The organism is Microcoleus sp. PH2017_08_TRC_O_A (assembly GCF_020738665.1).
GTDB lineage: Bacteria > Cyanobacteriota > Cyanobacteriia > Cyanobacteriales > Microcoleaceae > Microcoleus.
Genome location: NZ_JAEQCE010000034.1, coordinates 1 through 12,275, shown reverse-complemented (window position 1 = coordinate 12,275; position 12,275 = coordinate 1). Strand labels below are relative to the sequence as shown.

Below are 12,275 nucleotides of genomic sequence, written 5' to 3'. Positions count from 1 at the left end.
CGATGGGATTGAAAGGGCGATCGTCCTGCACAGCTTAAATATAGAACTGCCGATGGCTGAAATTTACCGCCGGATTAGTCTTTAAGGGCGATTTATCTATCTTTCTCATCTCTCCACACACAAAAACCGGGCAACTTCACAGCTACCCGGCAATCTAAACTTTAGACTTCAGATAAATCTAAAATCTTCAACCTAAAATTATTAAACAGCGACAGTCTTCTTAGCAGTAGAGCTCAATTCGCCCTTTGCATACTTAGCTGCAAAATCATCCAAAGACATTTGCTTGATCTTTGTACCTTGACCGGCGCAACCGAAAGAGTTGTAACGATCGCTACAAACCTTCTGCATATACTTGATCGACGGCTTCAAGAAGTGGCGCGGATCGAATTCATCTGGCTTAGCAAACAAAGCTTCGCGCACCGCAGCGGTAATCGCCAAACGGTTGTCAGTGTCGATGTTGATCTTGCGAACGCCGCACTTGATGCCTTTTTGAATTTCTTCGACAGGTACGCCGTAGGTTTCGCGGATAGTGCCGCCGTTGCTGTTGATGATTTCCAGCAATTCTTGGGGTACAGAAGATGAACCGTGCATTACCAAGTGAGTATTTGGCAGGCGGCGGTGAATTTCTTCGATGCGGCTGATTGCCAAAATTTCGCCAGTCGGTTTGCGGGTGAATTTGTAAGCGCCGTGGGAAGTGCCGATCGCCACTGCGAGAGCATCAACGCCGGTTTGCTCGACGAAATTAACAGCTTCTTCAGGATCTGTCAGCAATTGATCGTGGGAAAGCGCGCCTTCAAAGCCGTGGCCGTCTTCTGCTTCGCCCATCCCTGTTTCCAGAGAACCCAAGCAACCCAGTTCGCCTTCAACGCTAACGCCGATCGAATGAGCAACTTTCACCACTTCGCGAGTAACTTCAACGTTGTACTCGTAGCTGGCGGGAGTCTTAGCATCCGCTTCCAAAGAACCGTCCATCATCACGCTGGTGAAACCTTGGCGCATGGCAGAATAGCAAGTGCCGGGGGCATTGCCGTGGTCTTGGTGCATGGAGATGGGGATGTGAGGATAGGTTTCAACTGCTGCCAAAATCAAGTGGCGCAGGAAATTTTCGCCAGCGTAGGAACGAGCGCCGCGAGAAGCTTGCAAGATCACGGGGCTGTTGGTTTCGTCAGCAGCGCGCATGATCGCTTGGATTTGCTCCATGTTGTTGACGTTGTAAGCCGGTAGGCCGTAACCATTTTCAGCCGCGTGGTCGAGCAGCAGTCGCATAGGTACAAGCGCCATAGATATTCCTCCTAATTATTTGTGTTTCTGGACAGTGGATTTTGAACAAGCTGAATTCTTACGATAATCTTAAGACAATTTGTTGCCGATCGCGCATTATGTTTCCAGATTTCAATTTAGGCTTAAAAAATCCACATTGCCCAAAACTAAATTCGGGGCAATCCCGCTGGGATTGCCCCGAATTCGTGATGAAAGCTAGATTTTATTCTGCTTTCTACTTTTTACGTTCTGTCTGAAAAATGGGTCGCCCGGGATTTGAACCCGAGACCAATCGGTTAAAAGCCGAATGCTCTACCGCTGAGCTAGCGACCCGCGAGAACATTGTTACCGCACACAATTTCTAATAGTAGCACCCATCATTTCAAATAGCAAGTGTTTTTCAAAAAAAAGTTGCAGTCATGCGAACCAGCATCTCGCAAGTCGCTCCCGGCTGCAAATAAATCAAGTGTTCGCCAGTATTGAGGGCATTTCTAGGAGCCGTCCAAGGTTCCAAACAGTAAAAATCCTTGCCTTTCAAAGTCCAGAAAACCAACTTCCCATAGCTGGAGTTGTAACTGACGGTGAGCCGCAAGCCGCGGGCCTCGTCAGTTACAGTAGCAGCAAGACCGGTCAGTTCGTCAAAGGAAACATCTATTTCGTCGAGAGTCGGGTCAAAAACCCCTGTGAAATAACCTTTCTGGTGAGTGTGGTGATCTCTGTACTGCATCCCGGGAATCTCAAAGCGCAGATTTGTCTTGTCGGGTGCTAAAAAGTAAGGATGCAAGCCGCTAGCAAAGGGCATTGGTTCGTCACCAAGATTGGTGTATTCCTGCACAATTTCCAAAGAATTGCCTTTAATTTGATAAGTAAAAGCTAATTGGAAATCAAAGGGATAAACAGTCTGGGTTTTCTCGCTGCTTTTGAGCACTAGGGTAAGAGCCGCGCAACCCTCGGTAAATTGTTCCGTCGCCGTCCAAGGCAAGTCGCGAGCAAAGCCGTGCTGTTTGAGCTGCCGCTCCACTCCCTTGTGGGTGTAAGTGTCGTCGGGGAGATTGCCACAGATGGGAAACAAGATGGGAATCCCGCCGCGTACAGTCCGATCGGGATTGGCGAACCGTTCCGCGTCCAAGTAAAACATTTCTTTGCCTTCAACCAGCCAGCTAGTGGCAATACCGCCCCGTTCCGGCACAACTTCTAGGGTAGAGTTTGCGGTTTCGTCGGAGAGGATATAGGTTTTGTACTGCTTTTGCTTCAGCGCGATCGCAAACACATTTGTCATTGTTAGTAGGTCGTCGATCATTGGTTGTTAGTAAATCGGTCGTTATTAATTGGTCGCTGGTAGTTGATTTTCGCCCATTACCAGAAAGAATTGGTTGAAAGCCCGCCCGCCCGATCGGGAGAAATTAAAATCAGACTATTCATTACTCCAATCCTCTTCCTTCTAGGTAGAGGTCGCTCTCAAACTGTCAAGCGGTCAACTGTCAACTGTCAACTGTTGAACTCCCTTTTGCTGCCCCTGTATCCTCCCTCGGACTCCCACTGGCCGTCCCCACGTTCGCAGCTATAGGAGGCAGGGCGAGCCGCGGCGAGCCGCGATCGCTGCTTTTGCCGGGAACGATCCTGTTTGTCGGCTGCTCTTTGAGTGCGACTTTGAAAGATACATCGCCAGTTGGGGGAAGATAGCTTTGGGGACTGAGTACCCCTCCCGAACTCGGAGATGGTGGCGAAATAAACGGTTCTTTGATGAATGGTTCTTTGGTAAACGGATCTGGTTCCCGGCTGGGTTTTTCAGGTTTAGTGCGATTGACGCGCGATGGCAAATCTTGACTCGGAGGCGGGTTCGACGACCTAGCAGGCCCTGCCCCGTTCTGGAAAACTGAGGAGTTGTCCGGCTGTTTGGGCAAAGCCGGTACAGCGGGCAAAATCGGAGTAGGTTTGGGTTGTCCTGGGCCTGGCAGATTGGTTTCTCCTGTCAGGGGGACTGGGGAAGCCGACCCGGGCCCGTAGGTACCGCTTTTTGGTGCTCCTGGCAAGGTCGAATTTGGAGTTTTTGGTGCCAATCCTGGGTTGATTGGGGCCTCTAGAACCACAGAAGAGCGCATCGGTCGATCGAATATACTAGAAATTTGTTCGACGCGTTTGAGGATGCGATCGCCCGCTGCTCCATTCACCACTTTCGGCTGAAACTTTTTCACCTCCACAGGCAAAAATTCTACCTTCATATTCCTGTCTTTGAGCGATACTTTCAGGACTGCGGTATCGTAATCGCTGCGAGCATTCGCGCCGAATATAAAATTACCCAACGAGTAAACAATCGGGCGACCCTTGTAAACTTCGGCACCTTGCAGGACATGGGGATGGTGTCCCACTACCAAATCTGCACCTTGATCGATCGTGAACCGAGCCAAATCTATCTGCCAGTCCCCGGGATAATCTGCCAATTCGACTCCCCAGTGGTAATTAACAATAATCCAGTCTACCTGACCTTTGAGAGCTCGAATATCCTCTGCCACCCGATTGTTACGCCGGGGGTTGGTGCCAGCCTTACCTTGGTCGGCAGCATGAAGGTCAGCATCGTAATAACCGAGGTACGCGATCCGCTGACCCTTAACCTCAATAATATCTGGACGCCTTGCTTCTTTGATATCTCTACCGGCTCCCAGATGCCCTATACCAGCATTATTTAGAGTATTTATAGTTTCCACCAGCCCCGGTTCCTCGTAATCCATAGCGTGGCTGTTTGCCAGATTGACAATATCCACTCCTCCTGCTGTTAATACTTTCACCGATTCTGGATCGGCTTTAAAATTTAATTGTTTTTTGCCAGAACCCAAGGTAGAGCGAGTCAGGGGGTTTTCTAGATTAACCATCGATACATCTGCTTGCCGGTACTCGTCCATATTGGCAAAAGCCCAATGGTAATCGTTGCCAGCAGATGCGGCGATCGCATCCGATAGATTCACATTTCCTCCGAACATCAGCGTTACGGTGGGGTCGTAGGGATTAGCAACCTGCTTTTGTTGCACTACAGGTACTAATTCTAAGGCCGCTTGCACCGCATCCGGACGTTTGGGAGGCGGCCCCGACATTACCGCAGCTTGCTGGTAAGGGGAGGCTGGAGACATTAGCCGTAGGGCTACAGCCTCGTGGTAGCTCAGCCAACACCCTAAAATAAATGATGCCAGTGCCGAGCCCACTAGCAGCAGAGAACGATATGTTTTAAATTTAACCCAATCGACGACTAATAGGGAACGGTAACGCCGCTGGTTGCGGTTTGCCGGAGTCACTATTCGGACTGACTGTTTCCAGAGAATCTCTGGTTCCCCAGCCAAGCGCGCGTGAATTCGCACTCCTTCTACTGCTGGCGAGTTGAGTCTCCAGAGTTGGTGACAAATAAATTTAACTAAGCCTTCGCGGAGAGTGCTCCCCAGTAATGTATTCTCTGGTGCAAATCCGCGTTGGAATTCTACTAGGATTTGGACGCAGCCGGCTTGAGCCTGTTCGACGCGGGCATAAATCCCTTCGGGTCGCAGCAAGCTGTCAATCCAGTAATTCAGGGCCTGAAAGTTGCCCGATCGCGCTAGCTCCAAGATAGACGGCTGCGACCAATTTTCTGCATATACCATCAATTAGCCTCCTTAACACGTTCGAGCGATGACTTCAATTTGTTTTGAACGGAACTACAATTTTTTTAGCTTAACCGCCACTTCGCTGCCCGTTTTGAAGCTAGTTGTTGGTCGCCACCATTTTTTACATTTAGGTGATGCTTGCTGTCAGTGATTTTTATCACATTTTGGTATCTGGATTGTAGATTTTTGATTTTTGATTGGAGATTTGACATTTGAGATCGATTGAAATACTCACCGACCGTCGCGGACGGTGATTCTTGACGCTTCACCGACTGATGCTACCGGAGTAGTCTTACTCTGTCTCTGCGCCCATTTAGAGTCGTGGCGATTCCCCATCCCGACTTGCTCTATATTTTTAGCAGCATTTTCGTCTCTATCTTGCTCAGTGCCACAACTCAGACAAAGCACTGAACGAATAGATAAATCTATTTTGCCCCATTTGAAGCCACAGTCTGAACAAACTTGGCTAGTCGGTTCCCATCTACTAACTACTTTAAACTCCCTGCCAAACTTCTCAGACTTGGCCTCACAGAGAGTCCTAAACTCCCTCCACCCTTGCAAGCTAATCGCTCTGGAAAGCCTCCGATTCTTGACCATTCCCGACACGTTCAAATCTTCCAAAACAATCACTTGGTTTTCGTTGACTATTTTGGTTGATAATTTGTGCAGAAAATCTTTACGGGTATCAGCAATTCGGTTGTGCAGCTTGGCGATTTTGATTCGAGTTATATTTCTCCTCCTAGAATCTTTGGGTTGACGGGCTAACTTACGCTGTAGTTTGCGAACTCTTCGGTCTAGCTTTTTATAGCTAGGGCTTTGGGCTTTTTCGCCATTGCTCATCACCGCAAAGGTCTTAACCCCTAAGTCTATCCCAATACTAGGATTTTTCGCCTCAATCTGAGTTGGTTGAATCTCTACTACAAAGCTCAGAAAATACCGATTAGCACAGTCTTTGATGACTGTAACAGAACTAGGTTCTGATGGTAATTCTCGTGACCAAACGGGTTTGACAATACCAATCTTGGCTAGATAGACACCATCACCTTTGAGCGAGAATCCATAGCGAGTGAGTCTTGCCGATTGACTATTCGTCCTCTTTTTGAATTTAGGATAGCCAATTTTACGACCTTTCCGCTTTCCTTTACCGGAGTTGAAAAAGTTCTTGAAAGCCGTTTCTAAATCCGCTACAGATTGTTGCAACGGGATGTTTGATACTTCACTTAACCAAGCTCTTTTTTCAGTCTGTTTTGCCTGAGTAATTACTACTTTTTGAAGTTCGGCAGATTTGGGTTTCTTTTCAGACTGTTTAGAAAGGGCAAGAGCATCATTCCAAACTACCCGAACACAACCAAACAATTGAGCCAATTTCTGTCGTTGTTGGTCGGTTGGATAGAATCTGTATTGATACCTTGCTTTCATTGTTTTCGGTTCTTTACTTTGTTCTATTATACTACAATACCGTTTACTTAAGAGCGCCATGGGGGTAAAACCCTATGAGAAATAGATACGGAGATTGCTTCGTTCCTCGCAATGACCATCTTAAGTAAACCGTATTGTATTATACTAGGTTTTACTGATAGAATTAGGAAGATTCAAAGAAAATTAAAGCCGTCCTAGAAGGACGGGGCTTGTTACCCGCTTTTTTGGTCAAGGGATAATTGAAGTTGAGATTTTCCAATTTTAGCGGTAATTGCGGGCGATCGCGATCGGCAAAACAGATGCTGCTAGGGGTGCGAACTCGTACAAGGCGAGTCAACAACCCGCTAAGTAGTATTCAATCTGCTGGCGAGCGAGTCAGTTCGATTTATGGTTTACAATGGGGGAAATTTTCGTTCTCTAACTTCTAGGGAATAATCTTGGACGGCTTGGGTAATTGTCGATCGCAAATTGACGTAAGCTTTCGCAAAAGGCGGTTGTTTTTCGGAAAGTCCCAACAAATCGGAAGTAACCAAAACTTGTCCGTCGCAGTGTGCCCCCGCACCGATACCAATGGTGGGAATAGTTAATTTTTGGGTAATTTGAGCAGCTAAGTCTGGGGGAATGTGTTCTAGGACGATCGCAAAGGCACCGGCTTCTTGAAGTGCGATCGACTCGGCTTTGATGCGATCGGCAGATTCGGCTGTTTTGCCTTGTTTTTTGTAACCGAGTTGGTGTACCGACTGGGGAGTTAAACCAACGTGACCCATCACCGGAATCCCGGCGGATGTTAGCTGCAAAACGGTAGCCGCCATTGCTGGATATCCGCCCTCCAATTTTACAGCTTGAGCGCCAGTTTCTTTCAAAACTCTCCCGGCCGAGTGCATGGCTTGCTGGGGACTTTCCTGGTAAGTCAAAAACGGCAAATCCACAACAACTAATGCTTGCTTGACTGCGCGACGGACTGCTTTAGCGTGGTGCAGCATTTCATCGAGGGTTAGCGGTAGCGTAGTTTCGTAGCCCAATATTGGCATGGCGAGGGAATCGCCGACTAGGATGATGTCAGTGCCTGCTTGGTCGAGTAGTTGGGCGATCGCATAATCATAACCGGTCAGCGCCACAATTCGACGCCCTTGCTGTTTCCACTGAATCAGTTGATGTGTAGTTACTGCCATTTTATTGCAAAAATATATAGCCTTTTTTAGATTGATGAGGTACTATGCGGCATTGGGCATTGGGCATTGGGCATTGGGCATCGGGCATCGGGCATACCTCACTTTTTTGAGAACCGCTATAGCCTTTTTTAGATAGATGAGATATCAATACTTCGGACAGTTTTAGGCACGATTGAATATTTAAAACCCATACTAGCTATTGCTTGGACTATTTTTTCAAACTTTAAGTTTAGCCTTCAGGCAAGAAAAAAAGATTAAAAATGCCAAGGCTTGTGCTGTAAAGATTACAGAGGCTTTAAAAAATTGTCCGAAGTATTAAGGTATGTCTGGCAATTGCTAATTGCTAATGGGGAGGAAAGGTTTTGAACCACAAGTTTTTCGGTGATTGCCGATTACCTTTTTATCTGAGTAGCGATTAGCGATTAGCGATTAGCGATTAGCGAATCGTACCTCATATTTCGATCGAACTGCTATATGAATTGTCGATCGCCAATTTTTGCCTAGTCTCGCTCGAACGCCTCGCAGCATCCGCTAATTTCAAAGCGTACAAACTACTGGTATTCTTGACGTACAACGGCGTACCGTTTAACAAACAGTCTAACACCATATCCGTATCCTTAGCAAACAAACCGCGCCGCGTTCCTACTGCGATCGCCTGCCGAGTTTCTCCCTGAATCAATTGACCGGATTCGGGAGTAAAAATCAGCGTTCCTGCTTCTCCGTAGATGGTAAAAATGTTTTCCGACTGCCAAAAAGTCTCTCCTTTTCCATAAACAGCTTCAGCGACAACGCCATTGGTAAAGCGTAACTGTGCGTTGCACAAACAAGCTTTGTAGAAATCCGGCTGAGTGTCCCAAAATTGAGTTTGACAGTTAACGGTTCCGACTTCTCCGAACAAATCAGTAAATCGGTGAAGTCGAGAAATTGCCCCGATTAAGGGAAAGCCAAATAGGGAATGCTGAAAAGTCCAGCGCTGCGGTACGGTACGCTGAGGGGTAATAGTAATGTAGCGGGCATAAAAAACTTTACCGATTAATGGTAAGGATTCTTTGATTGCTTGATGCAAACCGCCTAACAGTTCGATGTGTTCGATGTGGAGGAGTTTTTGCTTTTGGGCGGCAAGGGCGATCGCCCTTTCGGCCTCAGACACATCTAAAGATAGAGGATATTCGACCACAACGTGCTTGTCATTTTCCAACGCCGCCAGGACGATCGCCCCATGATCGCGGTTCACTGTACAGACAATTACCAAATCTAAATCATCTCTTTCTACCAACTTGCGCCAAGAAACCTCAGCCTCGGCGCCGAATGTTTGACAAAATGCTGCGGTTTTATCCGGGTTGCGGCCCGCGACTGTTACTAAGTGCGATCGGGCGTCAGCTACCAACGTCTCGGCCCTCAACTTAGCCGCAAAACCAGTACCCACAATCCCCACGCGAATAGGAGAATTTACTTTAAAACCAATGCCAGTATTGATTTGAGTCATAGGATTTTAGATTTTAGATTTTAGATTTTAGTATAGTTAAAGACTTGCAGTGCAGGAGCCCAGAGTTCCATCGTGCAGATTTTAGGCTGTGGTGCGATTTAGGCGGGCTTTGAGCACCCAAGTCTGGTGCGATATATCGCAACCGCCACATCGGTGAGGACATAAATAATCTCATGAATAGAGCCGATACCCTTTAAGCATAAATGGTTTGATTCCCGTAGTGTGCAACTGTCCACTGTGCAACTGTCCACTGTCCACTGTGCAACTGTCCACTGAGGGCGGGCACGGCGGGGCACCGCCCCTACCAACTGTCAACTGTCAACTGTCAACTGTCAACTGTCAACTGTCAACTGTCAACTGTCCATGGCTGCGGGGACAAATTCCAGCAAGTCTGGCTGAAAGTCGATGACACACCCCATAGCAAAAATCGGATTTTTTGGTTGTCGGGTTCAAAATAGGATTTTTTTCTGCAACCGGGTTATTTGGCGTAAGTCTTGCGGCAACAGTATCACAAGGCTGAGCGCAACATAGGTATAAGTAATCAAGATGAAATTAGAAAAAGTTATAACTAATCCCATTCAAATCTTTTGTAAATAAGTGTTGCAACCTTACTTCTTTCCCCTACTATCATAAAGGGAACGAACCTAAGAGCTCACCTCAAAGCTGATAGAGCCTTGAAGTTTGCATTAGGAAAACTTATCAATATTGTTGAATTTTTGAGAGGATTAGTGCATGGCAACTTACAAAGTTACCCTCATCAGCGAAGCCGAAGGAATCAACCAGACCATTGACGTTGATGACGATACTTACATTCTTGATGCTGCCGAAGAAGCAGGACTCGACCTCCCGTATTCTTGCCGCGCTGGAGCTTGCTCCACCTGCGCTGGCAAAATTACTGCTGGCGAAATTGACCAATCTGACCAATCTTTCTTGGATGATGACCAAATCGAGGCCGGATTTGTTCTGACCTGCGTCGCTTATCCTAAGTCTGATTGTACGATCGAAACTCACCAAGAAGAATCCCTCTACTAAGAAAGGATTCACAGGCGCGGTGCGCTAATTAACCCGGTTTCTTGTTTGCGTAATTGAGCTGTTTCAGCTTAATTACGTTAAGAAACTGGGTTTTTGTATGGAAAGATGGCGACAAAGATCCGACGTGCGGTTAGAAACCGCGTCTATACAAAAAATGTCCGCAGCAGACGTACGGTTAGAAACCGTGTCTATACAAACGATGTCCGCAGCAGACGTACGGTTAGAAACCGCGTCTATACAAACGATGTCCGCCTCCGCGGACTGAAGAAAGAAGATAACGTAATTTTAACCGGCCACTCTTCAACCCACGCACCATCCGGGTTTTGTTTGTCTAGACGCGGTTTCAACCGCCGAATCTTATGCCGAATCTGATGCTATTCCCGCCAAAATGTAATGGAATCGTTGAGGGGCACAACTTGAGCGCCGGGAAAATAAAAACTCAGAATACGATCGCCATTCCAGCCCAAATTAGCTAAATTGTAAGAACCAGTTTGACTCATTCCCACGCCGTGTCCGAAACCGCCTCCGACAAAAGCATAGCCGTTAAGAGTTTTGTCAGGATTGTAAATTGGATCTAGATAAAACAGCGTGCTAATCGGCGGATAAAAAGCATTGCGAATCTCATCTTTGTCAATATCGATGGGGCCCAAATCAGTTTGTACCTTCATTTGCAAAACTCGACCAGCCGCCGACCTTTCCACCACTTCAACTTTGGTGAGAGTTTTAAAATTAGCTAGCGGGTGCTTTTTCTTCTGAAGATACTGCCGCAGAAATCCACCAATTGATGTCAGTGAGACTTCTTCGCGCCAGCGGAAGGTTTCTTCTTTTTCCTCATTAAAGCCTGCTTTGAGAGTCATAAAGCGGCGGAAGTTGGTTTCGTCAGACAAGCTCTGCTTTGTCAAGTCCCAGAGGTTTTTGGGGGAATCGACGATCGATCGCAAATATGGACGTTCCGGGCCGTGCCACACATCGCCAAAAGTCGCCGTTACGCCGCCGCTAGACGCTGAATAGAGCGCGTCTACGAGCTGATTTTCGTAAGTTAGGACTAAACCTGCTGTTTGGGCGATCGCGCGATCGCTCTGCGGGAAAACTTCGGTCAAACCTTTATAAACTTGACAGTTAACATCAGCGCACAACTCGTAATTATCCACAGCAAACCGGCGCAAATTTCTCAGCGCGTAAGTTCTCGCCAAAATAGTTTGAGCGACAATCGAAGCGTAGGGCGAAAAAGCCCCTATTTCGTGAGGAACAACACCGCGCAAATAAGTTTCCGTCGGCACATTATTGACTAAAGTATAAGTACCGTAAGAATTTTTTTGTAAGTGCAAACTGCCACCGTAACGGCGAGTTTGTTGAATAGCTTTTTCTGGATCGATAGCTGTCGCCTCTTGGGTAGTTTGTTCAAATACCTCAATTACATTTTTTCCCGCCGTGACATCCAACTCATTGCGGTTGAAACGAAAGCCATTTAAAAGCCAAAACGTTTGAGGTATTTGTTTAAAAACTTTCGTATCTAAAAAAGCAGTTTTGTTACCTTGAGCTTGCAAACTTTGCAACAGCCAGCGCCGCACTATAGGAGAATTATAAGTATCTCTTTTTGCCCAAACTTGCCAGCGCAAAGGTTGAGCAATTTCCACATCAATACCCTTGGCGCGCCACTGATTGGCGCTATCTTCTGCACTCTCAAAACTGCGGTGGGAGCTCAGAACAACTCGTTCTTCTACTAATGGCGCTTCCAGAGGTTTATTCGCTATTTCTAGCTGGATGCTGGCGGTAGTTTTAGTTTCTATGCCTTGGGGAGTTTTGTAACTTAATGTTAAGCGATCGCCAGGTAAAGCTTTCAGCGTTAGTTTATCGGTGGGTTTGGCGCCAAACCGCTGCACCACGCCGATTTTGATGAGTCTATTTTGGGGAGTTTGGGCGTATCCAGCAGCGTTGGAAAGGGGCAACAGGCACAATGCGGTGAAAACAGTGCTAGAAATGCAGCTAAACCATTTGTAATTGGGAGTTGGAGGTGCTTGAGCGAACACGGTTATCTATCTCCCGATAGTTGAAATTTGGGGATTTGCGATCGCTACGTTAGCACATTTGGCCGCTGGTACAGCGAAATTCCCAAAGATATGCCAGTCGTAGGGTGTGTCGCCTGCGATAAATGCCTAAAAGAGCGACTTTTCGAGCAAAATAATTGTGTCCTCAGAAACCGGGTTTCTGCGTAGATTTCTCGCCACTAAACACAAAATTTCGTAGAAACCCGGTTTCTAGCCTCCCATAAAAATA

General features: G+C 47.0%; 10 protein-coding genes and 1 tRNA gene (1 of these 11 running past the window's edge). 2 read left to right on the top strand and 9 right to left on the bottom strand.

What is annotated here, in order from left to right:
• Positions 1 to 12, top strand: the 3' end of a protein-coding gene (locus tag JGK22_RS13975; protein ID WP_293313045.1) for a Uma2 family endonuclease. It extends 417 nt beyond the left edge of the window; 12 of the gene's 429 nt are visible here — the last part of the coding sequence; its start codon lies beyond the left edge, outside the window; it ends in the stop codon at positions 10 to 12.
• Between the two features lie 189 nt (positions 13 to 201).
• Here JGK22_RS13975 and fba read toward each other — a convergent pair whose 3' ends face one another.
• From fba to JGK22_RS13935, 8 genes are all read right to left on the bottom strand, one after another.
• Positions 202 to 1,281: a class II fructose-bisphosphate aldolase gene (fba, locus tag JGK22_RS13970; RefSeq protein ID WP_293177199.1), complete on the bottom strand. Its 1,080-nt coding sequence runs from the start codon at positions 1,279 to 1,281 to the stop codon at positions 202 to 204.
• 240 nt (positions 1,282 to 1,521) lie between these two features.
• Positions 1,522 to 1,593 (bottom strand) — tRNA-Lys (locus tag JGK22_RS13965).
• Positions 1,594 to 1,660: 67 nt separating this feature from the next.
• Positions 1,661 to 2,560: an aldose epimerase gene (locus JGK22_RS13960; RefSeq protein ID WP_293177201.1), complete on the bottom strand. Its 900-nt coding sequence runs from the start codon at positions 2,558 to 2,560 to the stop codon at positions 1,661 to 1,663.
• A 181-nt stretch (positions 2,561 to 2,741) separates the two neighbouring features.
• Positions 2,742 to 4,886, bottom strand: a complete 2,145-nt coding sequence (locus JGK22_RS13955; RefSeq protein ID WP_293236315.1) for a CapA family protein — start codon at positions 4,884 to 4,886, stop codon at positions 2,742 to 2,744.
• Positions 4,887 to 5,120: 234 nt separating this feature from the next.
• Positions 5,121 to 6,308, bottom strand: coding sequence for a transposase (locus tag JGK22_RS13950; RefSeq protein ID WP_293177205.1), 1,188 nt, complete (start codon positions 6,306 to 6,308; stop codon positions 5,121 to 5,123).
• Between the two features lie 163 nt (positions 6,309 to 6,471).
• Positions 6,472 to 6,645, bottom strand: a complete 174-nt coding sequence (locus JGK22_RS13945) for a hypothetical protein (RefSeq protein WP_293177207.1) — start codon at positions 6,643 to 6,645, stop codon at positions 6,472 to 6,474.
• A 55-nt stretch (positions 6,646 to 6,700) separates the two neighbouring features.
• A complete protein-coding gene (panB, locus tag JGK22_RS13940) occupies positions 6,701 to 7,480 on the bottom strand; it encodes a 3-methyl-2-oxobutanoate hydroxymethyltransferase (RefSeq protein WP_293313043.1) in 780 nt (259 codons plus the stop codon).
• Positions 7,481 to 7,931: 451 nt separating this feature from the next.
• Entirely contained in the window at positions 7,932 to 8,966 is a 1,035-nt protein-coding gene (locus JGK22_RS13935) for a Gfo/Idh/MocA family oxidoreductase (RefSeq protein WP_293190467.1), read from the bottom strand.
• Positions 8,967 to 9,698: 732 nt separating this feature from the next.
• Between JGK22_RS13935 and JGK22_RS13930 the strand changes: the two genes are divergently transcribed.
• Entirely contained in the window at positions 9,699 to 9,998 is a 300-nt protein-coding gene (locus JGK22_RS13930; RefSeq protein ID WP_293129326.1) for a ferredoxin, read from the top strand.
• A gap of 374 nt (positions 9,999 to 10,372) precedes the next feature.
• Here the strand turns inward: JGK22_RS13930 and JGK22_RS13925 are convergent, their stop codons facing one another.
• Complete coding sequence (locus JGK22_RS13925) at positions 10,373 to 12,028, bottom strand: SpoIID/LytB domain-containing protein (RefSeq protein ID WP_293196870.1); 1,656 nt, start codon at positions 12,026 to 12,028, stop codon at positions 10,373 to 10,375.
• Between the last annotated feature and the right edge of the window lie 247 nt (positions 12,029 to 12,275).